The 24950-nt window shown below is 39.5% G+C and carries 28 protein-coding genes, 2 tRNA genes and 1 riboswitch; of the genes, 13 read left to right on the forward strand and 17 right to left on the reverse strand.

What is annotated here, in order from left to right:
* Positions 1 to 57 precede the first annotated feature (57 nt).
* A tRNA-Leu gene (locus EDD70_RS07695) sits at positions 58 to 143 on the forward strand.
* 236 nt (positions 144 to 379) lie between these two features.
* Here EDD70_RS07695 and EDD70_RS15215 read toward each other — a convergent pair.
* Positions 380 to 508: a hypothetical protein gene (locus EDD70_RS15215; protein WP_278320599.1), complete on the reverse strand. Its 129-nt coding sequence runs from the start codon at positions 506 to 508 to the stop codon at positions 380 to 382.
* Between the two features lie 382 nt (positions 509 to 890).
* Here EDD70_RS15215 and EDD70_RS07700 point away from each other — a divergent pair, with 382 nt between their 5' ends.
* Together EDD70_RS07700 and EDD70_RS07705 are read left to right on the forward strand one after the other, a co-directional pair.
* On the forward strand, positions 891 to 1115 hold the full coding sequence (locus EDD70_RS07700) for a hypothetical protein (RefSeq protein ID WP_092751348.1): 225 nt from the start codon (positions 891 to 893) through the stop codon (positions 1113 to 1115).
* Between the two features lie 49 nt (positions 1116 to 1164).
* On the forward strand, positions 1165 to 1725 hold the full coding sequence (locus EDD70_RS07705; protein ID WP_092751346.1) for a hypothetical protein: 561 nt from the start codon (positions 1165 to 1167) through the stop codon (positions 1723 to 1725).
* A 113-nt stretch (positions 1726 to 1838) separates the two neighbouring features.
* Here EDD70_RS07705 and EDD70_RS07710 read toward each other — a convergent pair whose 3' ends face one another.
* The 8 genes from EDD70_RS07710 to EDD70_RS07745 form a co-directional block, all read right to left on the reverse strand.
* Positions 1839 to 2531 (reverse strand): BUD32 family EKC/KEOPS complex subunit, encoded by a 693-nt coding sequence (locus tag EDD70_RS07710; RefSeq protein ID WP_092751343.1) that lies wholly within the window; start codon positions 2529 to 2531, stop codon positions 1839 to 1841.
* Between the two features lie 2 nt (positions 2532 to 2533).
* Complete coding sequence (locus tag EDD70_RS07715) at positions 2534 to 3346, reverse strand: molybdopterin-guanine dinucleotide biosynthesis protein MobB (protein WP_092751341.1); 813 nt, start codon at positions 3344 to 3346, stop codon at positions 2534 to 2536.
* A 20-nt stretch (positions 3347 to 3366) separates the two neighbouring features.
* Positions 3367 to 4101, reverse strand: a complete 735-nt coding sequence (locus EDD70_RS07720) for an energy-coupling factor transporter transmembrane component T family protein (protein WP_162840771.1) — start codon at positions 4099 to 4101, stop codon at positions 3367 to 3369.
* Positions 4091 to 4765 carry an energy-coupling factor ABC transporter ATP-binding protein gene (locus EDD70_RS07725; protein WP_092751337.1) on the reverse strand — a complete coding sequence of 225 codons (675 nt, stop codon included), beginning with the start codon at positions 4763 to 4765 and terminating at the stop codon, positions 4091 to 4093. The genes EDD70_RS07720 and EDD70_RS07725 overlap by 11 nt, the downstream gene beginning before the upstream one ends.
* Entirely contained in the window at positions 4740 to 5441 is a 702-nt protein-coding gene (locus EDD70_RS07730; protein WP_092751335.1) for an ABC transporter ATP-binding protein, read from the reverse strand. Before EDD70_RS07730 ends, EDD70_RS07725 begins: the two co-directional genes overlap by 26 nt.
* Positions 5442 to 5454: 13 nt before the next feature.
* Positions 5455 to 5982 carry a molybdopterin-dependent oxidoreductase gene (locus tag EDD70_RS07735; RefSeq protein ID WP_092751332.1) on the reverse strand — a complete coding sequence of 176 codons (528 nt, stop codon included), beginning with the start codon at positions 5980 to 5982 and terminating at the stop codon, positions 5455 to 5457.
* A gap of 80 nt (positions 5983 to 6062) precedes the next feature.
* Positions 6063 to 6659, reverse strand: a complete 597-nt coding sequence (locus EDD70_RS07740; RefSeq protein WP_092751330.1) for an ECF transporter S component — start codon at positions 6657 to 6659, stop codon at positions 6063 to 6065.
* A 117-nt stretch (positions 6660 to 6776) separates the two neighbouring features.
* A complete protein-coding gene (locus EDD70_RS07745; RefSeq protein WP_123811024.1) occupies positions 6777 to 7886 on the reverse strand; it encodes a molybdopterin-dependent oxidoreductase in 1110 nt (369 codons plus the stop codon).
* Between the two features lie 112 nt (positions 7887 to 7998).
* Positions 7999 to 8126, reverse strand: a riboswitch (molybdenum cofactor riboswitch).
* A 537-nt stretch (positions 8127 to 8663) separates the two neighbouring features.
* Here EDD70_RS07745 and EDD70_RS07750 point away from each other — a divergent pair.
* The 5 genes from EDD70_RS07750 to tatC all read left to right on the forward strand — a co-directional run bounded on the left by EDD70_RS07750 (position 8664) and on the right by tatC (position 13327).
* Complete coding sequence (locus tag EDD70_RS07750; RefSeq protein WP_092756689.1) at positions 8664 to 9311, forward strand: ferredoxin-like protein; 648 nt, start codon at positions 8664 to 8666, stop codon at positions 9309 to 9311.
* 49 nt (positions 9312 to 9360) lie between these two features.
* Positions 9361 to 11460 (forward strand): aldehyde ferredoxin oxidoreductase, encoded by a 2100-nt coding sequence (locus EDD70_RS07755; RefSeq protein WP_092756687.1) that lies wholly within the window; start codon positions 9361 to 9363, stop codon positions 11458 to 11460.
* An 81-nt stretch (positions 11461 to 11541) separates the two neighbouring features.
* On the forward strand, positions 11542 to 12201 hold the full coding sequence (locus EDD70_RS07760) for a hypothetical protein (RefSeq protein WP_092756685.1): 660 nt from the start codon (positions 11542 to 11544) through the stop codon (positions 12199 to 12201).
* A 116-nt stretch (positions 12202 to 12317) separates the two neighbouring features.
* Positions 12318 to 12533: a Sec-independent protein translocase subunit TatA/TatB gene (locus tag EDD70_RS07765; protein WP_092756683.1), complete on the forward strand. Its 216-nt coding sequence runs from the start codon at positions 12318 to 12320 to the stop codon at positions 12531 to 12533.
* A gap of 47 nt (positions 12534 to 12580) precedes the next feature.
* A complete protein-coding gene (tatC, locus tag EDD70_RS07770) occupies positions 12581 to 13327 on the forward strand; it encodes a twin-arginine translocase subunit TatC (RefSeq protein ID WP_092756681.1) in 747 nt (248 codons plus the stop codon).
* Between the two features lie 127 nt (positions 13328 to 13454).
* Here tatC and EDD70_RS07775 read toward each other — a convergent pair whose 3' ends face one another.
* The 3 genes from EDD70_RS07775 to EDD70_RS07785 form a co-directional block, all read right to left on the reverse strand.
* Positions 13455 to 14210 carry a YoaP domain-containing protein gene (locus tag EDD70_RS07775; RefSeq protein WP_123811025.1) on the reverse strand — a complete coding sequence of 252 codons (756 nt, stop codon included), beginning with the start codon at positions 14208 to 14210 and terminating at the stop codon, positions 13455 to 13457.
* A 535-nt stretch (positions 14211 to 14745) separates the two neighbouring features.
* Complete coding sequence (locus tag EDD70_RS07780; RefSeq protein WP_092751324.1) at positions 14746 to 15210, reverse strand: pyridoxamine 5'-phosphate oxidase family protein; 465 nt, start codon at positions 15208 to 15210, stop codon at positions 14746 to 14748.
* A gap of 94 nt (positions 15211 to 15304) precedes the next feature.
* On the reverse strand, positions 15305 to 15781 hold the full coding sequence (locus tag EDD70_RS07785; RefSeq protein ID WP_092751322.1) for a DUF134 domain-containing protein: 477 nt from the start codon (positions 15779 to 15781) through the stop codon (positions 15305 to 15307).
* A gap of 190 nt (positions 15782 to 15971) precedes the next feature.
* On the opposite strand from EDD70_RS07785, the gene EDD70_RS07790 reads away from it, so the two are divergent.
* The 4 genes from EDD70_RS07790 to EDD70_RS07805 all read left to right on the forward strand — a co-directional run bounded on the left by EDD70_RS07790 (position 15972) and on the right by EDD70_RS07805 (position 19500).
* Complete coding sequence (locus EDD70_RS07790) at positions 15972 to 16208, forward strand: DUF362 domain-containing protein (protein WP_341465105.1); 237 nt, start codon at positions 15972 to 15974, stop codon at positions 16206 to 16208.
* Positions 16209 to 16254: 46 nt separating this feature from the next.
* The gene (locus EDD70_RS07795; RefSeq protein WP_092751321.1) at positions 16255 to 16806 is read left to right on the forward strand and encodes a 4Fe-4S binding protein; all 552 of its coding nucleotides are present in this window, start codon (positions 16255 to 16257) and stop codon (positions 16804 to 16806) included.
* A 192-nt stretch (positions 16807 to 16998) separates the two neighbouring features.
* Positions 16999 to 18810 (forward strand): flavocytochrome c, encoded by a 1812-nt coding sequence (locus EDD70_RS07800; protein ID WP_092751319.1) that lies wholly within the window; start codon positions 16999 to 17001, stop codon positions 18808 to 18810.
* Between the two features lie 108 nt (positions 18811 to 18918).
* Positions 18919 to 19500: a TetR/AcrR family transcriptional regulator gene (locus EDD70_RS07805; protein ID WP_092751317.1), complete on the forward strand. Its 582-nt coding sequence runs from the start codon at positions 18919 to 18921 to the stop codon at positions 19498 to 19500.
* Between the two features lie 91 nt (positions 19501 to 19591).
* Here EDD70_RS07805 and EDD70_RS07810 read toward each other — a convergent pair whose 3' ends face one another.
* The 4 genes from EDD70_RS07810 to EDD70_RS07825 form a co-directional block, all read right to left on the reverse strand.
* Positions 19592 to 20026 carry a MarR family winged helix-turn-helix transcriptional regulator gene (locus EDD70_RS07810; protein ID WP_092751315.1) on the reverse strand — a complete coding sequence of 145 codons (435 nt, stop codon included), beginning with the start codon at positions 20024 to 20026 and terminating at the stop codon, positions 19592 to 19594.
* Between the two features lie 39 nt (positions 20027 to 20065).
* The gene (gene lplA / locus EDD70_RS07815) at positions 20066 to 20989 is read right to left on the reverse strand and encodes a lipoate--protein ligase (protein WP_092751313.1); all 924 of its coding nucleotides are present in this window, start codon (positions 20987 to 20989) and stop codon (positions 20066 to 20068) included.
* Entirely contained in the window at positions 20989 to 22665 is a 1677-nt protein-coding gene (gene lpdA, locus EDD70_RS07820) for a dihydrolipoyl dehydrogenase (RefSeq protein ID WP_092751311.1), read from the reverse strand. Before lpdA ends, lplA begins: the two co-directional genes overlap by 1 nt.
* A gap of 63 nt (positions 22666 to 22728) precedes the next feature.
* Positions 22729 to 23169, reverse strand: coding sequence for an OsmC family protein (locus EDD70_RS07825; RefSeq protein ID WP_092751309.1), 441 nt, complete (start codon positions 23167 to 23169; stop codon positions 22729 to 22731).
* Positions 23170 to 23461: 292 nt separating this feature from the next.
* Here EDD70_RS07825 and EDD70_RS07830 point away from each other — a divergent pair.
* A tRNA-Gly gene (locus EDD70_RS07830) sits at positions 23462 to 23535 on the forward strand.
* A gap of 447 nt (positions 23536 to 23982) precedes the next feature.
* Here EDD70_RS07830 and EDD70_RS07840 read toward each other — a convergent pair.
* Positions 23983 to 24948: a glycyl-radical enzyme activating protein gene (locus EDD70_RS07840; protein ID WP_092751307.1), complete on the reverse strand. Its 966-nt coding sequence runs from the start codon at positions 24946 to 24948 to the stop codon at positions 23983 to 23985.
* Between the last annotated feature and the right edge of the window lie 2 nt (positions 24949 to 24950).

The raw sequence follows: 24950 nt of genomic DNA on the forward strand, positions 1-24950 counted from the left end.
CTTTTTTAACATCTCTTGATATAATAATATTCGTTCCACAGTGACAGGAACGAATATGCGAGGGTGGCGGAATGGCAGACGCACTAGCTTGAGGTGCTAGCGGTTTCACGACTGTGTGGGTTCAAGTCCCATCCTTCGCACCAAGAACGACGCTCAAAAAAGATAACATCGGGAAATTCCCGATGTTATTGGCGTTTATAGAGGCTTTTTCTTCAAAAAGGGCGCCACTGCAAAACAAGAACTTTATAGAATGAGAACAGCCAAGTCTTTGGATAAAAACAAAGGCTTGGTGCTTTTTTATTTCTACCGAAATTGAAAGGAATGAGAACAATGTCGAGAGCATTTATGTATGGTACAAGATTACAGGAGATGAAACAGTTTACTTTCGTCCCATTATCAGAGCCGCTTGCTTTAGGATATCATTCTCCATCAATAGTCGTTTGTTTTGCTTATGGCAGTTCAGTTCTTTTTCTTCTGGGGTACGGTTATTAATGAGTTTCGATCCCATATAATCATTCATTTCCTGTAGGTAAAAAATTAGGAATAGACATCATCATAGTTATAGGAGCCAATGCGCACAAACATCCTATTTTACAAATGTTCCCTCTCTTAAATTTTTTCTTTTTTATTAAATCTACTTAATATTCTTGATTAAAGCAAATTTGATGGCTGTTACTCTATGAATAAAATACTGTAAAGTGCCAATATTTCTTTTTGAGTTATATCTTTTAATAAAATTAATTCTAAAGTAAAATAAACTTTAATAGTATTGATATGATATAGAAAGTTAGCTGGTTTATTGAGTTAAGGCTGCTAATTGTAAATTTACCTCAAAAGCTATTGTATTTACCATACATATATGGTAAATTATAGTAAATTGAGGTGATTTGATGGATATAGACTTTTTAACCGCAGCATGTAAAGAATTAGCAGTAAATTCCCCTTATACATTAATAATTATTTTATTAATGTTCTTCTTTTCGCATCAAAACAAGGCAAGCTTAAAGCAAATCAACTCTATGTTTGAAACTTCTCTGCAAGAAATTCGAGAATGTCATCAACAAGCATTTGCCGAATTGAGAAAGATGATCAAAGCATCAAATTCTGTAAAGTAGTGTCACTTAATTTTTTCTTTGAATAAAATGTTAGAAAGGGGGAATGTCAATGTTTAGTTACGTAGCCTTTTCTCTATTGGCATTGTTATGCTGTTTCATCTACGTTACATTAATAAAAATTAGATTTTTTAAAGTGAAGTGGATGATGCAGAATGAAATATTAAAAGAAAATATTATCTTGCAAGCTATAGAGATTGAAAGAGAGTATTCAGAGTTATATGAATTAGGAGAATTAAATTCATTCCCTGCTATATCTAATTATTTATTTCAAAGCTCCTTCATTGTAGATACGGGCAGTTTATCGTTGAGTAAATTAAAAGTATCATCAATACCCAAAGAAGAATACTATTCCCAAAAATTGATGGAAGAAATAAGTAAAGCTCCGGATTTTATTTCTCAGCTTTTTTTCAAACAGTTTTCTGTTTTGAAAAAAATGGCTTATTTGCAACACCCATTATGTGTAAAAGTAAACGATTTTAAAATAGGTACACTGCTGTTTATCCATGGTATAGTTATAAAAATGCTAAACAGTATGGGCAAAGGGGTAAATGATTTAAAAGAAGCAGGCTGGGAATTTGAATTGCGAGGTTATTGCATTGTTACAGCTTAAAAAAGCGGAGCAAATACTCCGCTTTTCTATTTTAGTGACAATTTTTGTAGATTATATAAAATAAAACTGACACTGCATAATTACGGTGTCAGTTTTTGTATATCTTAATCATTCTATAATTCCTGTTGAAGATATAAAACGCTGCTTAAGTTATGGGATATATTTTTTGGAAGGCTAATACCGCGACGTTGCTCCACTGTTTTGATGTGGTGTAAAATTTCAGAATCAATTAGCTGAGCATTAAGCTGCATATAACGGTTGCAACACTCCAATATATGCGCGGCAAGTTTATATTTTTGTTGTGTGCACATAGGGGAATAGACTAATGTAAACACTGCAAGGTCAGCGATGTCCTCTTCTTTTTTGCCTTCTTTTACACATTCAAAGTCTATCCCATAAATCTTATCGGAATAAATAAAATTTCGTAAATGTGCATCACCTAAAACCATTTCGCAGCCATATTCGCTTTCAAGGGCGGTGTAGCATTCCGCAAGCCATTGACACAGCTTGTCAAAAATAAAAAATACTTCGTCACTGTGTTTATCATGCTCAAGCATATCCAGGTAATCTACCAACAACTTGCCATTAATATGCTCATAAACAATGCTTTGCTCTTCAATCAAAAGCGTTGTTGGTACAGCAATATTGTGCTTGCATAAAGCTTGCATAGCTTGTGTTTCCGCCTCAAATCCGTTAATATCAGAAAATTTTTTCAATACCGCTTTGGGATAACTTACGTTATCGGTGTTTATCAAAAATACATAGTTGCGCTTAGATAAAAGTGATTCTGATATGCTGTATCTCATATTTAATAACCATCCGTTGTTATATTGATTTCAATTGGGACATTGGAAGGGAGCAGGTTGTTTTCCTCCAATACACGGTTAATGGCTGCAACAAGTTTCTTTTGCTGTGTATCTGAAATATCTACACGGTTATTGTTATAGCTAAGTAACGTGCTTTGCTTTATCAGCTTACAGTCATTTACAGATGCATGCCCACGAAGGATTTTTACACCCAATTCTTTGCATGTGCTGCCGCAAAGCCTACAATTTAAGTTGTCGATTTCGGGCAGCATAGGGAATACTTTTTCCTCCACTAAATCCGCAAGGGCGTTTATATCTGATACAGGGTTTATAACAGGCAGTCCGTCAAGCTCCACCATCTGTTCGCCAATTCGTCCGCAAACAGCAAAGGTCATATCGGTTATACGCTCTTTTGCGCTTTCTGCAGTCGATGCTGTTACAATTCTTGGGGCGTGGTTATAGTAATCCCCTTCAAAAATAAGATAATCGTAATCATATAAATCAACCAGTTCTTTGTAACTGAGCTCACGCTGATACATAACGGCGGTTTCACTTTCTGCCCATGTGGTAATTTGGGCAGAACCTGCAAGCCGATGCCTTGCGGAGTTTTTCATATCGGTATCTATGGTAAAGCGGTGGTCACGGCCTGCCGAGCACTTGCATTTGCCGTTCACCAGCAAGTGGCAGCGCGAACCGCAGCTGATTGATTTCACCGAGCCTACTGAATATCCTCTGGCTTTCAGTTCTTTGATTAAACCCTCCACAACTGTGGTTTTGCCCGAATTGCTGATACCCACAACGGTCAAAATTTTCATATTTAAAAAAGCCTCCTTTACTATCGATTACGCCATGCAAAAACAAAACATACAAAAAAAGCCAGACTAACACACATAATAATAATATCCATAGTATTCATAGCCAGATGAAAACGGCTGGTTCGTTTGCTAAAAGCTCTGAACCCTCTAAGCTGAATACATACAGAAAGCTGCCTTGAATGTACAACAGTACCTGCCACTACAGGGGCTAGCATAATAGAGAAAAGACGGATTTTCTCAGTAAGTTTAAGCTTTTTTAGGTCTATGCCCCTCAATTGAACTGCAACTATACTGTCTTGAATTTGCTCTCTCAGCTGTGGCAAAAAACGAATGCCCATCATTGCCATAAAAGCAATTTCAAAGGGTATTTTCATTTGGATAAGCCCCTGGATGATTTCTCGTTCCGAGGATGTGCCGAGTACGAATGCCGAGCAGAGGATGATAAACATACGCAGCACAAAGCTTAGGGCGGTTGCCACTCCGTTATATGTAAGTACAGGTACGGATAACAATTCTACAAGAACCTTACCGCCTTTTACAAAAACACTTTGAATTAGGGCAATTGACAGAATAACGTTAAAAAAGGATTTACAGCTTGCAAACAGTTCTTTCACATTGCAGCCGAACATAACAGTGCAAAGAACCGCAGTACACAGCAAAAAAGCCAGTGGGAACACGTTGCTGCAAAAAATTGCAAGGGTGGATAAAACAGCCACAACACAAAGTTTTGAGCGAGGGTCAGAATTAATCAGCATAGACGGCACCTCCACGTACTGTAAAAACTTTATTAGCATTTTTTCTAACGAAGTTGTTGTCATGGCTGATGACGGCAACTCCGATGTTTTCGCTCTTAATCAAACGTTCTAAAAGTGCAGAAAGCTCATCTACTTTGTGCCTATCTAAACATGCAGTAGGCTCGTCCAGCAACAAAAAACGTGGTTTCAAAGCTAACCCTGCTGCAATAGCAAGCCGCTGCTGTTCGCCACCCGATAATTGCAGAGGAAAGCACTTTCGAAGATGCAATAAATCGAAAAGCTCCAGCATATTATCTACCCGAGCTTGTATTTCAATCTCGGTATAGTTCTGATATCGCAGAGCAAAGGCAATTTCATCCTCAACCGTAGCAGTAAAAAGCTGTCTGGCAGGGTGCTGGAGGCAATAGCAAACATCTTTGGCAATCTGTGCAGTCTGTGTATCTGCGGTATTTTTGCCATACACTTGTATTTTACCTGAGGTTGGTTTAAGGATGGCAGTACATAGTTTAGCAAGGGTGCTTTTGCCTACTCCGTTCTTACCTGTTATTGCTGCAAATTCCCCTTGATGCAATGAAAAAGAAGCATTTTCTATCACAAAAGTTTGTGCCTTGGGGTAACGGTAACAAACGTTTAACGCCTCAATAGCGGGCTGTGTATGTATCATTAAAATGCTCCTTTGCTGTACCGTTTTCCAAACCAATGATGCTGTTGCATATCTGTAAATTTTCGCTCATATGGTCCACCATAATTACAACTTTACCATCTTGCGCTAAGTTTTTTATAATGGGCAGCAGCTTTTTTCTGCCTTCTTCATCCACAAAGGCGAGAGGTTCGTCAAATAAAAATATAGAGGCATCCATACTAAGGGCACAGGCGAGTGCAATCAGTTGTTTTTGCCCGCCCGAAAGCAAAGCTGGTTTTGTCTTACGGTGCCCATTCATACCCACACAATCCAAAGCCCAATCAATGCGCTGTTCAATCTCGACCGGTGCAATACACATATTTTCAAGCCCAAATGCGATTTCATCCTCTACGGTGGGCATAAAAACCTGTGTTTCAGGGTTTTGGCCTACCAAGCCGATTTTGGTTGAAATTTCAGCCAGACTCATTTGTGCCAAATCACAACCCATTATTTTGACAGTCCCTTTTATATTGGCAGGAATAAACCGAGGGATGATGCCGCACAGGCAATGCAACAAGCTGCTTTTACCGCATCCGCTTTTACCGCTTATGCCAATGATGTCACCAAAATTAACTCGAAAACTGATGTCTGAAAAAACATCGCGCTCTCCGTAAGAGAGGCAAAGTTGGGTTACCTCCACAGCAGTTAATAAATCCATAACAAAATCCCTTTTATTTCACAATTATTTCGCAAAGCTGTTTGGCCCATCTTTGGCTGAACGGGTCTTTTCTCACAACAACCATATAAGGGCCGCTGTTTTCATCCAGCGCAGAGCCGTCCATTTCCCAGGCTAGCCAGATATTGTGTTTATCTTTTACCTCGTCGGCTGAAAAAGTAACGGTATACCCGTCGATTGAAGATAGCGCAACTTGTGCACTGTCGTTTATTGAAACTCCCTTTAAATCAAGTACATTGATTAAGGCAGTACCTTTAAATGTTCTTTCAACAGGGGGCTTTCCATTAGATTTTTGAACAGCTAAGAATTCGTCTGCCTCGATACTGCACAAATCCTCCCAAGTAATCGGGGCTGCAGCTTGGTTGTTTAATGAAATAAGAATCTCTTTATGCGAGGTTTGTTTTAACTTGTTTTCGGCATGCTGCAGGTTCAGTAAGGCCATAGTGCTTGCAAAAACGGCAAGCACAGCGAGTATCACTATAATGATAAAATTAGAACTGATTTTCTGTTTTAAGTTCTTCATATCCAACATTTCTCCATCTAAAATTAATCCTCTTTAAACAACATAATTCCCTCCCGAAAATTCGAGGGGGAATCATAAATCTATATTTGCATTTCTTGTGTATCTGCGCTCATGTGCTTATCGCTATGCTCAAATAATCCAAACACCATTAATCGCTTTCGGATACCATAGGCAATCAGCCCGCCTATACCACCTGAAAAAGCTCCCGCGCTAAGGCTTAGCAAAAGTGGAATTGTAGGAAGCCGAAAAAACAAGATATTGGATAGTAGAGTGCCAAATACGTTTGCAGTCATACCGCAAACGAACATTTTTATTTTATAACACTTTACTTTTTTTAAAAGAAACAAGGTTGCATCCACCGCAATGCCCGGCAAAAGGTATGTTACTATGCTAAGTATCCCGTGGCTGCCCGAAATGCCTGTGGCAATCACAACAACAGCTTGGACTGATGCAATAATTGTGCCGCTGCCTGCTTTGCCTACAAGTGCTACGCCAAGCACAATCCACATCATGTAAATTCCGCCTGCAACCGAGCCACCGGGAATGAGCAAAGGCCCCGTAATAAAGTGAACTAGTGGTACAATTACAGGCTTAATTGCAATACCGAGGGCGGCTAAGCTTGCCATCAGCACCAAATCGAACACCGTATATTTTAAAAACCAGCGAGAAATACCCATCACCCTGCTTTCTAAAAATTGCTTTGGAGCCAGGGCTTTCAGGTACCCTGACTCCAAAGTGTAAAATGAAAAGGAGTTATTAAATGTACTCAAATGTACGAAAAACTCGTACAAAAGCTATTTTGCAATAATAGAAGCAAGGTTTCTCACGCAGGTGTTTTTTGGCAGACCGTCAAAGTATGTTTCAAGTTCGCCTTTGTCATTCATTAAAATAATGCCTTTTGCAATATCGGATTTGGCAATATCTTTTGTGTAACCGTCTGCGGCGGTAAATGTGTAGAACTCTGCTTCGTTCATGCTTAGGAGTTTAAACAGTTTGCTTACGGCAATTCCTGTTTTTTCACCCATAGTAGTTGAACCTGTTGCGACCAAACAGCTGTTAAAAGAAACAAGCGCATTTTCGTCTGCACAAATGCTTAACAGGTTTTTAACGCGCATTCCCTCGGGGATTTTATCGCCGGTTATCTTGGGTGCATATTCACCCTCTGTGCTTATTTGAGCAGACGAGAGGATTTGAAATGTTTCGCTTTTTATCAGTCCGTCCGCTGCAAAAATTGTCAGCTTTGCGGTCTTTTCGTTCATTCCGGCGGTCTCAAGCAATTCTTTGCCCAAAACTGTCTTTTCACCATCGTAATCTGCGGAGGTAAGCTTTTGAAAAGCGGTTTCCATAAATGTGATTTTACCGGCGGCTACAGCTGCAGATGCCGCGGTCTCATTCAAGTGAATATATTGGATGTTTTTCACCCAGTACATTGCCCGTTCTTCTGGAATAACAACCCATATTGGGGCTTCTTTTTCAGTAAGAGGTTTGCTGTCTACACTGTAAACCAGCAGAATTTGCCTATTTGCCAGCAATTCGCTCGGTATTTCCATAGAGTAGCCGTCGACTGCTTCAAAACGCAGTGATTGGAGCTTATCTTGGGAAAGCTTGTGTTTCTCCAGCAGCTTGTTAAAATCTGCTCCGGTTACGGTAATTGTAGATTCGCCTGATGTGGTTTTTTGGACAACTTTTTTTGTAATTGGTTCAAGCTCTATAATTTCTTTAACATCTACTGTCACATCGGTTCCCTCAACATTCTTTAGGGTAAAGCTGCCGGACGTTGCTGCAAATGCCGCATTTTGACTTAGGTTTTCTGAGGCGAATTCAGCCTTTGATGGTTGACTTTGGCAGGCTGTTATCATACACAGAGCAGCAAACATGGTTAATATGGCAAAAATTTTTTTCATAGAATGTCCTCACTTATTTTTGTCTAATCAAAGTTTAAAAATGGCAATAAAAAAACAGCCTTAAAAAAGGCTGCCAATATACAAACCGCGGTACAATTAAGCAATAACGCATTCGTATACTATGCAATCCCCTTTTCAAAAGGAAGGTGACAAAATTTCTTTTGCCGCCCAGGCTTTGTGCCATAGGTACATACCCTTAGGCTGCAGCAAAGCTGCCAAAGCTCGGAGATGTTAAATTATGCATAGTATAACTTGAACTCCAAATATTGTCAATGTTTTAACCTGCAATATTAGAAATATTTCTTTAAATTAAAGCTTGTTTTTGCTATAAATTTGATCATACAAAAGCAGAAAATCTAGGTTTCAAACAACTTGCATCTCAATAATTATACTAAATAATCTATTTTTATCTAAATTTATTGGTGATTTAGTCGAATTTATATAGTGACATTTATTAAGCAAATATTTGATAAATAATTGACAAATAGCTCTTAATCGTGTATTCTTGTCATAAATATGTATAGAAGTATAATGTATGAAAATTTTAATACATATTTTTACAAATATAAATAAAATCGCAATCCGACTACTTAAAAAAGTATCATTGCTCGGCAGAACTTTGACGCCGTTTTTATTGCGCAAAACCAGGGCTAACACGTAGCCGCTGGTATACATGGTGATGATTGATACAAGAAAAAAGTGGGTGTTAGCCTCCTGAAACTTGGCTCAATTTTCATATAGCAAAATGAAAAGTAAAGATGAAAAGGAGGAGGACAAATGTCTAAAGAAGGAAACAAAGGAATATTTGATAAAGAGTATTCCAGGCGCCAGTTCCTTAAAATTTCAGGTAAGGGTTTAGCTGGCGTTACTTTAACTGCGGCAATGCTTTCTTTATTCGGATGTACTCAAAAAGAGGTAGACGAAGGTCTAGTGGCTACCACTCCGCTGCCCACGGGCTTGCTGGTTGCAAACCGTGCAAAGTGTGTTGGCTGCCAACGTTGCGAGACCAATTGTTCGCTTGCCAATGATGGTAAGGCAATGCCTTACATTGGCCGCCTTAAAATGCGTGATAACCTTAATGTAGGCGAAGAGGGCGTAGCTGAAGACTACCGCCATGGTGATGGCATTTATGGTGTGTGGAACTTTGGGCCCACAACTTGCAAGCAGTGTAAAGATCCTAAATGTGTTGCAGCATGCCCCGTGGAGGCGATTTTTGCCGACCCGGCAACAGGTGCACGCACAATCGACAAAGAAAAGTGCGTTGGCTGCGGCACCTGCACAAACATGTGCCCGTGGCATATGCCGGTTGTGGATCCGGAAACGAAGAAATCTACTAAATGCATCACATGCGGTGCTTGCGTTGCGGGATGCCCTACAGGTGCGCTTTCCATTGTGGATTGGAAGGACATTGCAGTGGCAATGTAGCATCTACATACGTTAAGATACCAAACATTTCTAAAAGGAGGTTATTTCAATGGCATATGGTTGGACCGGAAAGCTTCTCCGCGTAAACCTTTCAACAGGCAAAATCGCAACAGAAGATTCCTCGAAATATAACAAATACATTGGCGGTACCGGTATTGGCGACCGCATTATGTATGAAGAAGTTCCTGTCGGAACAAAACCATACGATGAGGCTAATAAAATAGTATTTGCTGTTGGCCCCAATACAGGCACAAGTGCGCCGTGCTCAGGCAGAACTACCATTACATCTTTGAGTACCTTTACAAAGGGCAATATGGTGGTTAACGCTCATATGGGCGGTGAGTTGGCAGTTCAGCTTAAATATGCAGGTTTTGATGCTGTAGTCATCGAGGGCAAATCTGCATCTCCTGTATATCTGAAAATAGATAACGAATCTGTAACACTTGAAGACGCAACGGAACTGTGGGGTAAAACAACTCGCGAAACCAGCGTTTCTATCATAGACAAGCTAGGGAAGGGCTATACCGTCACCTCCATTGGTCTTGCAGGTGAAAACATGGTGAATCTCTCTTGCGTCATCAATGCTGCAAACCACTGTGGCGGTGCAGGTTCGGGTGCTGTTCTAGGCTCGAAAAAGTTAAAAGCGATTGCTGTATACGGCAAAGGTTCTGTACAAGTTTCCAACCCCCAAGAAATCCTAAAGCTGAACAACTATGTGCTCAGTGATTTAATCGGCTCCAACAACAACCACGTGGTTCCCTCAACCGAGCGCCCGTGGGCGGAATTCTCCGACAAAGGAAGCCGTTGGACCGGACGCCCCGGCCTTACATGGGGTGCTGCTGAGGGCGGGCCTGTTGATACGGGAGATTCACCTCCGGGAGAGCCGAATAAAGTAGGTTACCGTTGCCAAAAAGCTTACAAAGACTATGGCCCGGTTTCTGAAAAATACACTGTTAAAATGACAGGCTGCACCTCGTGCCCTATCCGCTGTTCAGCTGCTGTCTATCTGCCCGAACTTGAAAAAGAAGGCTATGTTGCTGCTGTATCCAATACTTGCATGCCAAACTTTATGTGGGCGGAGATTATGAAAAACCACAAGGACTATGTTGAAAAAGATGACGGATTGTTTTACTGCAACGTCGCATCAATGTCCACTGCGGATGATCTTGGCTTGTGGGATAACTACGGCGAACTGCCAAAAACAATTACATATTTCATTGACAACGGTCTTTTAAAACAAATCCTCCCCAAAGAAGAATTTGATTCGTTGAAGTGGGATCTTTATGAAGCGGGTGACCCTGCTTTCATCAAGGATATTATGTACCGAATAGCAAAACAGGAAGGTGTTTTGGCTACATTGGCAGAGGGGGCTTATTTTGTTAACGAGCGCTATAAAAAGCTTCTCGGCGGCAAATACCTCAACGACCAAAATATGTCTATCTGGTCACCGCTCGGTTGGTCCAAGCATCACGGTAACGAAACTGCAGCACAAGTTGGCGCAATTACCAACATATTCTTTAACCGCGACTGTATGTGCCACACCATTGTTAATATTGTGGGTTCTGGTCTTCCGTACGACCTGCAAAAGAGCATTATAGAAGAACGCTTTGGCGCGGGCGCATTGGATAAACCAAAGGCTTATACCCCCATGAACCAGGCAAAAGCTAAGTTTGCTAAGTTCGGTGTGGTAAGGCAAACATTGCACGACTCATTTACGCTTTGCAACTGGGTATGGCCTATGACTTTCTCACCCAGAAAAGACAGAGGCTATAAGGGCGATCTATCCGTTGAGGCACAGTACATGACCGCAATCACTGGCGAAAACTGGACAGAAGAATCTCTGGACTTTGCTGCCGAGAGAGTTCTGCAACTCCAGCGTGCAATGCAGGTGATGTGGCTTGGTACAACCGATATGCGCAACGAGCATGATGGTATCAATGATTGGGTGTTTGATATGGAACCCGATTTTAAGCCGTTTGAAGAAGGCACCATTAAGATGGACCGCAAAGATATGCAAACTGCGTATTCCATGATTTACAAAGAAATGGGCTGGGATGAAAAAACCGGCGCGCCTACTCGTGAAACCCTTGAGAAATTTGACCTCAAAGATGTAGCCGATAAACTTGCAGAACTCAATCTTCTTCCGTAACATTTATTAACCAAAATTACAGGTGAAGGGAAAATGCCCTTCACCTGTAATTAAAACAGTATTTAGTCAAAGGGTGATTTTATGTCGCACGAAAAGGAGTTTACAGACGAAGACCTGAAAAAAATCGAAGAGCATATGGATGCAGAAACTTTGGAGGCGATTGATAAGGCTCTTGACGAGGTGGAGAAAGAACAAGCTTCAACGCTCACACCATCTCAAATACTGGCCGATTACATAAGAAAAATCAATGCAACAGAAAAGCTTGTTTGCTTCTCCAAAATCAAGCTTCAGCCGCCTGAGGGGCTTACAAAAGAGAAAATAGTGGAAATTGTAAGCAATCTTGAGCAGGATGCCGCACTTAATGGTATAAAGAAGATTGATGGCAAAAAGGATATTTATTTGTACGACAGCAAGATGTGGACAGAAAGGTTTGCTGCTGTTCAGGCATTGCTTGAGGATAAAGATATCTTAGCAACCATTGCTGCGACAGCAAGACACGACTGCAAAGTATACCCAAGACCTCTCAGAACAATTGCCTTGATGGACAGCCCTTATTTCTATACAAAAGACGAAATATTAGGAGCAATTGCAAGATTGAAGCTGGAAGAAGGCTATGAGGATATTGATACAGTAAAAGCCAGCAACGGAAACATCTGTATTTATTCCTCAGAATTTATGAGCAAAAAATATGCGCAATCTCTTTGTGAATACCTAGAAGTAGAGCGAGAGCGTTGCCAATAACGGGGTTGAAAAACGGACATCCTTAAAATATATTTATAAGGTCTTGTCTATTCTTTGGTGTAAACAGTAATTTACTTGTTCACAATCACTAAATAAAAATAAGGAGGCAATGTAAAATGTTCGGAAAAATTGGTATGGGGGAGCTTCTCCTTGTTTTGAGTATTGTTCTTTTAATTTTTGGCCCGTCCAAGCTGCCCGCACTTGCTAAGAGTATGGGGCAGGCTCTCAGGGAGTTCCGCAAAGGCTCTCAGGAAGTAACAAGTAAAATAGAAAAACTTGCCGACGAGCCGGTTGAAACCGAGCCGCAAAAACAAGAAACATCTGCTAAGTAAAAAGGCATGGGTATCAAAAATAAATACGACTTTGGGAGGCACAACCCTTGAAAAAGAAGAATGAAATGCCTCTTTTAGACCATTTAAGCGAGCTCAGACGAAGACTTATAATTGTGGTTGTTACCAATGTAGGTGCAGCCATGATTATTTTTAACTTTGCCGGAATAGTAATGGAATATTTACTTGCCATTAACCCCGGAATGCAGCTTGTGTACATTTCACCGTCCGAGTTGTTTCTGATTTACATGAATATTTCTTTTTTGGCGGCATTTATAGTTTGCAGCCCCATAACCATTTACGAGATATGGGCGTTTGTAGAAAAAGGCCTGTATAAAAGAGAGAAGATTTATGTATTGGTCTCGCTACTTTTTGGTTTGATATGTTTTGCGGGCGGAGTTTATTTCTGTTATAGAATTGTGCTTCCGGTTACTTTGCAGTTTTTTACCCGCATAGCAATCAGTGAAGTAAAGGCTATGATTTCTGTAAAATCTTATACAAGTTTTGTCAATGTTATGCTGTTAAGCTTTGGTATTGTTTTCGAAATGCCTGTCATTGTATTTATGCTTACGAAATTGGAGATTTTAAAGCCCAGCTTCTTGCAAAAATACAAAGGTGTCATGATTGTTATTATCTTTATAGTTGCGGCAATCGTCACACCGCCGGATGTAATTTCACAGCTAATGCTTGCAATACCTATGGTTATTTTATTATATCTTAGTATAATGATCAGTGTTGTGGTAGATAAAATGAACAAGAAACGCCGTAAAAAAGAAGAACTGGAACTTGCAGCATAGCCGAAATTTTAACGGACAGTTAATTTGTTCACTATGGTAGCCAAATAAATAAAAATGCTCCTTCACTTTTGTGAAAGAGCATTTTTATTTGGCAAAAAACTTACAGCTTTCGTCAAATCTTATATGATTACAAGCCTTTATCTGCTAAAACTTTATCGAATTTCTTATCATTGAGAATTTCGTGCGTTACAAACTCACCGTTATAAAAAAGGCTGTAAGAGGTATATGGGGCAGGTGAGTTTTGCGCTTGTTCGGCTGTTTCAAACCGGATGCTTTTGAATGGTATTGCTTTTTGCTTTGCCAAACTTTCAATAATAGGTACATACTTTGCTGTAAAAGGGCATTGATTTGTATAATATAATACAAATCCGGGTTCTGCAATATGTGGTGTTTTTACGTGCCTTTTAAAATGCGGAGCAGCTATATTCTCACAAAAGGGCAAGTGCATAAGCTCATAGTAAGGCTTGGCTGTGTCTGCTAACAGAAATCCTTTGTGTTTTAAAAAACCAGGGTCAGAAAGATAAGGCAGTTTCTTTTTTGATGACAATACTACCAGCCCGTTTTTACCTTTTTCTTTGCTATCTTTGATACATTCTTCTAAAAGCAAATTTGAAAATCCTTGCCCTTTAAATTGCCCCGATACCCAAAGACAATTAATAAACATATAACCATTACCTTCAATAGGTGACCATGCTTTTTCGGCAGGGATATATTCTATAAAGCATTTTCCGCGTACGTCACACTTTTTAAAAACCAGCCCATCGTCAAACGTTCTGTAGAGCCACTGCTTTTTTGAAGCTACTTGGCTGTCTTTGCTGTTTGAAATTGCACAGCAAATATGCTCTTGCTCAAGGTTATTTTTTGTTAAGGTTATAATATTCATGTTATCACGTCTCATTTCGGTTTCTATACTACCTTTATTTTAAAGCAAACTAGATGCTAATATCTGCATTTTTCCAATTAGAATTAAGTATTCTTCAAAGTCACCCTGTAAAACTTCTGTTTAAATCCATATTTCAAATTTCTGCGCCAACCGCAGCAACCGTATTTCAGTACAGAAAATTTACTATTGCAGATAATCTGTTGATTTGCTTCTTTAATCCTTTTTACTATACATCTATAATGTGGCATTATCAAGTCTTATTAAAGATCAATAAAAACATTATGATTTATTTTTTAACCACGCTTGCACCTTCCAAAAACATAGATAGCGGTAAAAGTGCAAAAATATACCAGTTCAAATAAATTTTAATGGAAAAATATTACTAATAATATTAAACTTATATTATAAAAAACTATTAAAAGTGAATAAAAATGCAGCAATTTATAAATATTCATCAGATTTTTATCAAGAAAGGAAGATTCAAAAAGATTAGGGTTATAAAAGTATAGAATTGTTTATTTTTAATAAAAAACAATCAATTATCCCTGTTGCGTTTGCCCGTAATCTCACCAATCTCAAGTTTGATAATCATAACAGCGGGCAGGCTTTTTTGAATTACTTCTTTTCTGCGTGTAATTGAATTGGGTGTCAACGCATTGCATAACTGATAGAGTCTTTTTTCTTTTTCGGCATTATCTGTAATGAGAGTTGCTGTACCGCTTACAATCACGCTCTCGTAATGGGTAGTAAAGCGCTCTTCTATAATTTCTTCCTGCCCTATCACCGCAAATGAAACACGACTGTTTGCATTTATATTCTCTATTTTGCGTCCTTTGATAGCACAGTGGAAATAAACAGCATGTTCTTCTTCAACATAGTAATAATTTATCGGAACACCATAAGGAGTTCCATCCTCAGAAACTGTGGAAAGCACACCGAATTTTCCGTTTTTTAAAATGTTTACTGCGTCTTCATGGGGTATTCTTCTGGTTGGCTTCATTTTATATGTCTCCCCTATCATTCTTTAATTTAGAGCAATTTTTAAATGTATTATAACAACGCCGTTTGCCGGCACCATTGCTCAAATTTTAAATCTAACCGTTGCTCTTATCGTAACGCAAACAGTGCCTTTTACAGAACATCCCTTTGCAGTTTTTATCACAAATCACTTTATTTGAATTGCAGGATGGACAAGAATATTCTGTTTTTTTAAAAGTCACAATGTTTTCATATTTTTCCGTCCATTTCTTGCCGCAATCCATACATTTTACGGGACAAATATTTCGAGTAAAATTACCGCCCTGTATATGTATCGTTTTGCCATTAATAAGGCTGTCGGCTATCTTTTCTCTTGCAGTTAAAAGAATGCGTTGAAAGGTTGGGCGAGATACCGCCATTCTTTGGGCGCATTCTTCTTGCTCAAACCCCTCTAAATCTTTTAAACGTATGGCTTCGAGCTCTTCAAGTTTTAAGATGTTTTCAGGTACTCTATCAGCAATTGTTTTTGATGGTATAAAGTAAGGTATCGTTGGGAAATGTTCTATCTTTCTCCATTTTACAGGCCTCGCCACCAGTATCAACTCCAGTAACATACATAATAGTTTAACAAAATCTAATTACAGTTTACAGAGATAACGAGTAGAAGTCAATAAATACAGCTGTCCAATATTCCTAATTCTACTGTGACTTGGTTACTGATACGAAACTTTAAATACTATATTATAATCACGTTACAAAAATTGACTGGGAGGTAAATAGTTTATGGCTGACAATATTTTAAATGGTTTGTTTAACAGCAAAAAAAATACCGCGAATAGAATGCTCGTAGTTAAAGAAGCAAGATGTCCCCAAAATCACGCTTGCCCATCGGTAAGGGTTTGCCCCGCGGGAGCCTTGACGCAAAACGGCTTTGATGCACCGATTGTTAATATGGATAAATGTATCAAGTGTGGAAAATGTGTAAAGTTTTGCCCAATGCGCGCATTGATATTTGAATAGCTTTTTTACATGCATCACAGATTAAAATATACAAATGGAGGGGACAATGAAGAATTATAAATATTTATTTGTATTTACTCTTACTTATTTTGCACTTGGGTTTTTAAATATTCATTTTGCGCTTTTGGGGTTAATTTGCATGACATTGCCCATTATTTTACTGATAAAAAACACCAAAAAGACTTGGTGCCAAGGTTATTGCCCCAGAGCGAGCCTTTACAGTAAATGTGGAAAGCTGACTAGCAAGTATTCGTATAAAACACCCGCATTTTTTATAAAAGGTTTTATGAAATGGATCATGTTAGGATATTTCGCCGTAAGCCTCACTTTGATAATTTTGTCAACTATAGCAGTAGCAAACGGAAAGCCCCCATTAGATATTGTGAAGTTTCTCATCGTTTTTCCTCTTGGCAAAATTCCACAGGCATTCAATATTGTCTCACCTCCTTGGGTATTACATTTGTCTTATCGGTTTTATTCAATGATGGCGACTACCACCGCGTTGGGCCTTATTCTTGCCCTTATCTATAAGCCCCGTACTTGGTGCACCATTTGCCCAATTTCCACAATATCAGAATTATATATAAAAAGTAAATGAGTTTGTATTATGCAGTAACGCCGAAACATTTTGGCGTTACTTTTTTATTGCTTAAATTAATATCAATACATGCTTTGCCAATATTTTGTGAAATATTTGTTAATCTGTATTGACAAACAGCAATTACATTGTTATTATTTTATCGAACGTGTTTTAGAACATTGTTCTAATATTTTAGAAAGAGGAGAAAAAATGAAGAGTATTTTCAATCGGGCACTATGCATTCTGTTGTGTGTTGCTATGATTTTTACCGTAACAGCATGCTCCGGCAACAGTGCTACCCCGCAAGCAGGAGATCAAGACGGTAAATTTAAGGCAGGTACATACACAGCATCTGCCAAGGGAATGGGCGGAGACGTTGCAGTTGAAGTAGTTTTAACGGCAGATAAAATCGAAAGCGTAAAAGTAACCTCTCACAAAGAGACACCGGGAATTGGCGACTTGCCTATAGAGCAGCTACCTGAAAAAATCGTAGAAATTCAAGGTCTCGGCGTAGATACTGTTGCAGGAGCAACCATTACAAGCAATGCAATTTTAGCGGCAGTTACCGACTGCTTAAAGCAGGCAGGCGCTGACACCGATGCTCTTAAAGCAATAAAAGGCGATGCTGCACAAAAAGCAGAAGACGTATCTCTTGATGCAGATGTTGTTGTTGTAGGTGCAGGCGGTGCAGGCCTTGCTGCTGCTGTTACAGCGCATCAAGCAGGAAGCTCTGTGATTGTTCTTGAGAAAATGCCAAAGGTAGGCGGAAACACTATTTTGTCCGGCGGAGCACTGAACGCAGTTGATGAAGGAAGCGAAACAGCAATTGCCAATAAAGACTCTGTAGAAAAGCACTATACCCAAACGATAGAGGGCGGAGACAAACAGGGAGACCCCGAATTGGTTCGCACACTCGTTACCAATGCATGGGACGGAGTGGAATGGTTAAAAGGCCTTGGAATGGAATTTAAGCCGGGCGTATTCACCGTTTTGGGTGGTATGTGGCCAAGAGCTCATAAACCTGTTGACCCTGTTGGAACAGGCTTTTTCAACACTTATATGAAGTATATCGATGCCAACGACAATATTAAAGTAATGCTTAACACAAAGGCTACCGAGCTCGTTGTGAAAGACGGTAAAGTAAGCGGTGTGATTGCAAAAGGTGAAACCGGAAACAAGGTGACACTGAATGCAAAAAAAGGTGTTGTACTTGCGACAGGCGGTTTTGCAGGAAATGTAGAAATGCGCCAGAAATATAATACCAAATGGCCCAAACTTGATGATTCGATTAAGTCTACAAACCATTCCGGAGCAACAGGCGACGGTATTTTGCTTGCTGAAACGGTAAATGCAGAATTGGTCCAGATGGAAAATATCCAGCTGCTGCCGATGGGCGACCCCAAAACAGGCAGCCTGAGCGGAAACATCGAACAAGGTGTTGAGAACAGAATTTTTGTTAATGACGAAGGTGACCGATTTGTTGATGAAGGTGCTCGCCGCGACGTAATGACTGCAGCACTTTTTGAGCAACCGAATAACCACATGTGGATTGTACTGGACAGCCATGATTACCCCACAGGTGATGAAAAGAACAACTTTAATGAGTCGGTAAATGAGCTGATTGCTGAGGGCCGCGCATTCAAAGGTGAAACCTTAGAAGAATTGGCTGCAAAAATTGGCGTTAACCCTGAAAAACTAAGTGCAGCGGTAGAAGATTTTAACAAACATGTGGACGGAAAAGAGAAAGACTCTTTTGGCAGAACACTTTATAAAGATAAAATTGACAAAGGTCCATTCTATGCAGCACCACGTGTTCCAACCGTGCACCATACAATGGGTGGTGTAAAAATTAATAAAGATGCACAGGTACTTGACAAGAATGCAAAGGTAATTCCCCGATTGTATGCAGCCGGTGAGGTAACCGGAGGTATTCACGGCACAAACCGTTTAGGCGGTAATGCGCTTACCGATATTCTTGTATTCGGCAGAATTGCAGGTGCAGCTGCTGCACAGGCAAAGTAAATTAAAAGCATATAGAATGAACGCCCGAACACATTTTTCGGGCGTTCATTCGTTTTTTATCCGGTAATGTGCTATAATAAAGCGTAAGATTAATTGCGGGGGTTGGGTATGAAAGAGAATCCAAAGAAAAATCAAAAAAGGCAAGAACTCATCCTAACCATTGTAGAAGTAGTAAACAGGTTAGGGTACGAAAATTTGACCATCCGCGACATTTGCAGAGAGGCAAATATTTCAATTGGTACTTTCTATCATTATTTTAATGAAAAATCGGATATTGTCCGCATCCTGTTTAAAGGTATTGATGATTATTTTGAAAACAGTGTCCTCCCCTCTTTCGGCAATGATGAGCTGAAAAACATACTAACCTTTGTATGCGAATATGCTTCGTATTGCGACAAAAGCGGCGTTGCTATCACCAGAGAAATCAGCACTGCTCCGCTGATAAATGCAAGCCGAAACTACCTATCCAATCAAAAACGTAAGCTATCCATCATCATCGAAGGTGTTGTATTTCGTGGTCAACAAAAAAAGCAGATAACACAAGATTTTACAGTGGAACAAATAGCACAAATGGTTTTGGTTGGAATGCGCGGCTATTCTGCCGACTGGGCGAAAAACCAAGGAGCTTATGATATTGTAGAAGCAGTAAAAAACCATTTTATCGTTTTCAACAAAGGGATAAGTGCTTAATTAAATTTCTGCATTCAAAATTCCTTTCATCGCTAGCCCTTATATATGCAAAAAGATAAGCAGAGCGTTTGCCCTGCTTATCTTTTTATGTTCATGAATCTTTTATTTCTGTATCTGCAAGCATTTGTTCTAAAACATCCTTAAAAGTAGAAAGGTCTGCTTCGCTGATATTGGCTATTGCATCGTTTTTAAATTTCTCTGCTACAGCTGTAAGCTCTTTATTCAAACTATTGCCTTTTGCAGTCAGTACAAGATTGTGCACCCGTTTATCGTGCTGCGAATTAATTCGTTCAAGTAAGCCGTCTTTTTCCATTCTGTCAATCAAGCGCACAATTGTTGGCTCTTTTAGCGACATTTTTTCAGATAATTTTTTTTGCGTTATAAACTTATCCAAACTCACATAATACATGGCTGTCCACTGTACACGTGTAACATTATAAAGTTCCAAACGCTTTTCTAACCTTTGCGCCAAAGCTTTTGCACCTTTGCAGGTAATGTACGCAATACAGTCATTTAAATCAAACATTTATTTACCTACCCCACATTTACAACTATTATATTAATATTATAGAATTGCAAAGAATTTTGCAAGATAGGAAAATATGTTTTTTTCACTGAAATTCATGCCTTTAAGCCCTTGCTCGCATTCTTCCATATGATGCATATCAAGGCTATCTGTGTATACTTTTGCATTTTTTATTAATCCATTCTCAACATCAGCACTGATCGATACATTTTTGCCAGGGAACATTTTTTCAAATGTTATTGTAAATTGAGGGCATTCGCCAATGAGCCACGCATCGCTAGAAAGCTTTTCGGCAAGCGCCATAGCCTCAGCATTGGCAGATAAAAATTGCCGCTGCTCGCTTTTGCCGAATATCTTGCAAAAAGCTTCTTCCAACGCAAGCATAACATCCTGTACCGTAATTTGAGGTAATTTTTCTGCAAGGTTCAGAATCCGGCTCGATACCGAAGATATCCCTTTCGACTCCAACTTGAGTTTGGACGGTGTGATTGCTTTTTCGAGCATGCTCAAATCAACATCCACCATAATTGTGCCATGATACATATAGTGCCCTTCATCAACCAGCCATGCTTGACCGGAGAATTTTCTGCCATCACACAAAATATCATTTCTGCCCAAAAATTGAGCTTCGACACCAAGCGCTTGCATTGCAGTTTTCAAAACGCGTAAAAAATGGGGTTCATTGGCGCGGCTTTCGCTTGTGATAAACGTAAAATTCAAGTTACCTTTATCGTGGTAAACCGCTCCCCCGCCGGAAAATCGCCGTACAGGCAAAATATTGTTTTCTTTGAGAAAATTAATATTGCATTCTGCGTAGATATTTTGATTTCTGCCTAAAATAACCGACGGCTCATTTTGCCACAAAAAAAGGATTACTTCATCGGTTGCATGCTCAAACAGCAATTTTTCCATTGCAATATTGATATAAGGGTTATTCTCTTTTGACAGATATATTTTATTCATTATTGATGCAGTGCTCCCAGCCCAAAGCCCATTGCCGCCTCATGAATTACTTCGCTTGTAGTTGGATGCGGAAAAATAGTATGCGCTATTTCTTCTTCGCCCAATCCATTTTGGATGGCAAGCGTGAGCACGCTGATGAGTGCAGAGGCATCGGCACCAATGATAGAACCGCCTATAATTTTTTGTGTTGTATTCTCTTTAATGAGTTTGATATACCCGCGCGGTTCGTTCATTGTAAGGGCTTTGCCGTTGCCTGCAAAATCAAAACGGCTAACGGTGTAACCTACATTGTTTGCCTTACATTCGTTCTCGTTTTTACCCACACTGGCAATTTCGGGAGATGTAAATATAACATTGGGCACTGCGGAATAGTCCATCTCAACGTTTTTACCAAGAATATTTTTAACCGCAACAATCCCTTGATGAGAGGCAACATGCGCCAATTGAATAATATTTGTAACGTCACCAATAGCATAGAGGTGCTCGACGTTGGTTCGCATATGAGCATCTACTTTGATACCTCTGCCTCGTTCATTTAGTTCGGCATCTGTTTTATCAATCATTAAACCATCAAGGTTTGGTTCGCGGCCGATTGCCACCAGCACCTTTTCGGTAACTACAAGATGCTCACCATCTTCATTTTGATAAGTCACAACGGCACTGCCGTCTGTTGATGATTGAATTTTAACTACTTTAGAACTTGTGTTTACTTTTATACCTGCTTCTGTAGCAATATCATATATTTCTTGTGAAATATCGGGGTCTACCATTGTCAGCAGTCTATCCATAAATTCAATGACATGCACTTCGGCACCAAAATTTTTGTAGATAAAGGCAAACTCCATACCAATTACACCGCCGCCGATAATGGTAATAGATTTTGGCAGTTGATTACACGAAAGCGCGCTGGTGCTGTTCATAACAACAGGCAAATCGATACCGGGAATATTAATGTTCGATATTTTTGAGCCAGTAGCCACAATCACATCTTTTGCGCTTACAAGGTAGTCTGTTTCTCCTTCGATTTTCACTTCGGTTGGCGATACAAAAGATGCGCTGCCTTTTATATGATTAATGTTGTTTTTCTTCATCAGATAGTCAATGCCATCTACGAGCCTAGAGCAAACTTCGTTCTTACGTTCGATAACTCTTGTCATATCAACAGTTGCAACGCCATCAATATTAACACCAAAATGTTTGCTTTCGTAGATATTACGGCAAATTTCAGCAGATTTAACAAGAGCTTTTGTTGGTATGCAGCCAACATTTAAACAAGTACCGCCCAACTCAGCTTTTTCTGCAAGTGTAACCTTTAACCCATTTTTAGCCGCATAAATAGCTGCAACATAGCCGCCGGGGCCACCGCCGATTACCAGCAAATCGGTATTGATATGCTGCAATTCTGCTTTTTCAGCTACAGGGTTTTCATCAGCTGTTTGTTGTACAGTATTCTCTTCGATGATAAACATAACAGCATTGGAGCAAACTTGGGCACCTTCATCAAACAATATTTTTTGTACAACTCCATCAACAGTTGCTTTTATTGAGCGATTGCCTTTGCTTGTTTCAACCTGTGCAAGTACCGCACCGTTTTTAACAAATTCACCTTGTTTTACGCTTATTTTACCGACTTTACCTAATTTACCGCCCGGAATGATTGACATTTTAATTTCCATTACGTACCCCTCACGTAAAAAAGCCTATTTATATAAATAGGCTTTTTATTGTTTCATAACAAATTAATCGATTACTACGCCAGATTTTACAAGTTTTACCCCATTTGCAAGGCAATCGCCAACAGGGCAGGTTTTTTCAATAAAATCAGCAAAAGCCTCTGCTTTTTCTTGTGTTTCGTTTGTTTTAAAATGCATAACAAAACGAATTTCTTGGAAGCCGTTTCTTACATCTGCAAGCCCCATAAAACCGTCTGGGTCAAGGTCGCCCTCCAACTCTACGTGAAATTCTTCAAAAGTAAAGTCATGTGCTGCAGCAAAAGCACTTGCAACTATGGTTTGGCAAGCCCCCAACGCGCAAAGAACCGCCTCTACAGGGTTCATAGCTGCGTTAGTACCGCCAAGGTCTTCCGGCTCATCCATAATGATTTTGAAACCACGTGCGTTTGTTTCTACCTGCAAACCCTCTTTTAGCTTTTTTGCACTTGCTTTGAATGTAGTTAGCATATTATTCCTTCTTTCTTTATTTAGGCAACATTTTATCCTGTTACCCTTTTGTTGCTATAATCATAGCATACTAAGTATTGCTATTCAATAGCATACTAAGCTTTTTGTGAAAAATTTAACTTATTGCTAAGTTTGGCTTTCAAACATTGGGTAATTTATATAGTATAAAAATATTATTTTCGAATTAAAGTAAATAAAACATTAAAACAATTTGTAAGAAGAAAAAAATTGCATAATATTAAATAATGGGTTGACTTTTATCCAAAAAAATAGCATAATAGATAATGCGATTGCAGGCATAGTTTAATGGCAAAACATCAGCTTCCCAAGCTGAGGTTGCGAGTTCGATTCTCGTTGCCTGCTCCATAACAATAGGTCAAAATAGATGCAGGGCTTAAAAGCCCAGTGGTTATGCGGCCTGACGAGGGTTTTGAATGAAAAATTCAGAACCCTCGTTTTTCATAGATGCACCTCGCTTTTTTAGTAAAGGCGGGGTATTTCTCATTTTGAGGTCGAAGCAAGGTCTCCATAATGTGTAAAGTGCTTAGAATTTTTCGAAGTACTTACTATGCATACAAGAAGCCACAATTTAAAAAAGATGAATTAAACGAGCTTGTAGTGGAAATCTTCAATGAGAATCAGCATGTTTACGAAACAAGGAAACTAAAAGTAGAGTTGGGAAGAAAAAGCACAAGGTTTTAGGTATAACAAAGCAGACCAGCTGTATCTGCTACAACCGGCCGATAGAGGGAAGTACCCAAAAGATTGGCACCGGAATGCTCCTTATGGTTTTCCGGTGCCAATCTTTTTAACTTACTTTGCTGTTAAGCCAGATATTACTACCTTTTCTGCTGGGAACACCTTTTGAGCAATATTACCCAAATAATCCACTTGAGTTTGCAGCATAAGCGGCTCCATTCTATATTCCCAATCCTTACGCAATTGACGATATTTGTCTTTGCATACATTATTAAATGAGCATAGTTCCCAACGTTCTATAACATTATGAAATGGAGATAGTAACGTACCAATCGCCTGGATATTTTCTTCTGTTGCAGTAGCACGAGGGATAAGGGGGGTTCTCACCCAAATACGGCAGTTTGATTTTCCTTCAATCACTTGCGTGCATAATGTTTTAAAGTTTTCTAAAATGAGGCTATTATCCACACCAGTATAAAAAAAATGTTGTTTCCAATCAGACAATTTAATATCATAAAGAAAAACATCAGTAACCGGCATTAGGCTGAGCAGCACTTCAGAAGAGCATAGACCACAGGTATCCAGCGCTGTATGCACACCACGTTGCTTTAATTCCTGCAAAAGTGCAAATAGAAAATCAGGTTGCAAGGCAGGCTCTCCACCGGAAATTGTGACGCCCCCTTCAAATTCATCAAAAAATATTTTGTCTTTGCAGAGTTCATCGGCTAAAGTGGACACGTCGTATAATATACCTGTTTGCTTGATAGCCCCCGTTGGGCATTCCTTTGTGCACGCAAAACAAGACTGGCATTTTGTGCGATCAATGAGGACACCTTGTGTTGACAGAGAAATTGCTTGATTTGTGCAGCTTTCTACACAAAGTCCACACCCAATACACTTTTTTTCATTCCATACAGGTATGGCATGTGCGGAAATGCTTTCAGGATTCTGACACCAGTTGCATCGGAGCGGACAACCTTTGAAAAAAGCTGTTGTACGCATACCTGGTCCATCGTGCGTGGTTCCACGGTGGATATCAAATACCAACCCCTGAATCTTTGGGCTTAAAAATCTATCCATAC

Source organism: Hydrogenoanaerobacterium saccharovorans, from assembly GCF_003814745.1.
Taxonomy (GTDB): Bacteria; Bacillota; Clostridia; order Oscillospirales; family Ruminococcaceae; genus Hydrogenoanaerobacterium; species Hydrogenoanaerobacterium saccharovorans.

Excerpts from the sequence above, each read along its gene's own strand:
- EDD70_RS07755 (WP_092756687.1), top strand. The coding sequence starts at position 9,361 with ATGGCATATGGTTGGACCGGAAAGCTTCTCCGCGTAAACCTTTCAACA.
- EDD70_RS07800 (WP_092751319.1), top strand. The coding sequence starts at position 16,999 with ATGAAGAGTATTTTCAATCGGGCACTATGCATTCTGTTGTGTGTTGCT.
- EDD70_RS07705 (WP_092751346.1), top strand. The coding sequence starts at position 1,165 with ATGTTTAGTTACGTAGCCTTTTCTCTATTGGCATTGTTATGCTGTTTC.
- EDD70_RS07790 (WP_341465105.1), top strand. The coding sequence starts at position 15,972 with ATGGCTGACAATATTTTAAATGGTTTGTTTAACAGCAAAAAAAATACC.
- EDD70_RS07710 (WP_092751343.1), bottom strand. The coding sequence starts at position 2,531 with ATGAGATACAGCATATCAGAATCACTTTTATCTAAGCGCAACTATGTA.
- EDD70_RS07750 (WP_092756689.1), top strand. The coding sequence starts at position 8,664 with ATGTCTAAAGAAGGAAACAAAGGAATATTTGATAAAGAGTATTCCAGG.
- EDD70_RS07720 (WP_162840771.1), bottom strand. The coding sequence starts at position 4,101 with ATGCTGATTAATTCTGACCCTCGCTCAAAACTTTGTGTTGTGGCTGTT.
- EDD70_RS07795 (WP_092751321.1), top strand. The coding sequence starts at position 16,255 with ATGAAGAATTATAAATATTTATTTGTATTTACTCTTACTTATTTTGCA.
- EDD70_RS07725 (WP_092751337.1), bottom strand. The coding sequence starts at position 4,765 with ATGATACATACACAGCCCGCTATTGAGGCGTTAAACGTTTGTTACCGT.
- EDD70_RS15215 (WP_278320599.1), bottom strand. The coding sequence starts at position 508 with ATGGGATCGAAACTCATTAATAACCGTACCCCAGAAGAAAAAGAACTG.
- EDD70_RS07775 (WP_123811025.1), bottom strand. The coding sequence starts at position 14,210 with ATGAATATTATAACCTTAACAAAAAATAACCTTGAGCAAGAGCATATT.
- EDD70_RS07810 (WP_092751315.1), bottom strand. The coding sequence starts at position 20,026 with ATGTTTGATTTAAATGACTGTATTGCGTACATTACCTGCAAAGGTGCA.
- EDD70_RS07760 (WP_092756685.1), top strand. The coding sequence starts at position 11,542 with ATGTCGCACGAAAAGGAGTTTACAGACGAAGACCTGAAAAAAATCGAA.
- EDD70_RS07840 (WP_092751307.1), bottom strand. The coding sequence starts at position 24,948 with ATGGATAGATTTTTAAGCCCAAAGATTCAGGGGTTGGTATTTGATATC.
- EDD70_RS07745 (WP_123811024.1), bottom strand. The coding sequence starts at position 7,886 with ATGAAAAAAATTTTTGCCATATTAACCATGTTTGCTGCTCTGTGTATG.
- EDD70_RS07780 (WP_092751324.1), bottom strand. The coding sequence starts at position 15,210 with ATGAAGCCAACCAGAAGAATACCCCATGAAGACGCAGTAAACATTTTA.
- EDD70_RS07735 (WP_092751332.1), bottom strand. The coding sequence starts at position 5,982 with ATGAAGAACTTAAAACAGAAAATCAGTTCTAATTTTATCATTATAGTG.
- EDD70_RS07805 (WP_092751317.1), top strand. The coding sequence starts at position 18,919 with ATGAAAGAGAATCCAAAGAAAAATCAAAAAAGGCAAGAACTCATCCTA.
- EDD70_RS07730 (WP_092751335.1), bottom strand. The coding sequence starts at position 5,441 with ATGGATTTATTAACTGCTGTGGAGGTAACCCAACTTTGCCTCTCTTAC.
- lplA (WP_092751313.1), bottom strand. The coding sequence starts at position 20,989 with ATGAATAAAATATATCTGTCAAAAGAGAATAACCCTTATATCAATATT.
- EDD70_RS07700 (WP_092751348.1), top strand. The coding sequence starts at position 891 with ATGGATATAGACTTTTTAACCGCAGCATGTAAAGAATTAGCAGTAAAT.
- lpdA (WP_092751311.1), bottom strand. The coding sequence starts at position 22,665 with ATGGAAATTAAAATGTCAATCATTCCGGGCGGTAAATTAGGTAAAGTC.
- EDD70_RS07740 (WP_092751330.1), bottom strand. The coding sequence starts at position 6,659 with ATGGGTATTTCTCGCTGGTTTTTAAAATATACGGTGTTCGATTTGGTG.
- EDD70_RS07825 (WP_092751309.1), bottom strand. The coding sequence starts at position 23,169 with ATGCTAACTACATTCAAAGCAAGTGCAAAAAAGCTAAAAGAGGGTTTG.
- EDD70_RS07765 (WP_092756683.1), top strand. The coding sequence starts at position 12,318 with ATGTTCGGAAAAATTGGTATGGGGGAGCTTCTCCTTGTTTTGAGTATT.
- EDD70_RS07715 (WP_092751341.1), bottom strand. The coding sequence starts at position 3,346 with ATGAAAATTTTGACCGTTGTGGGTATCAGCAATTCGGGCAAAACCACA.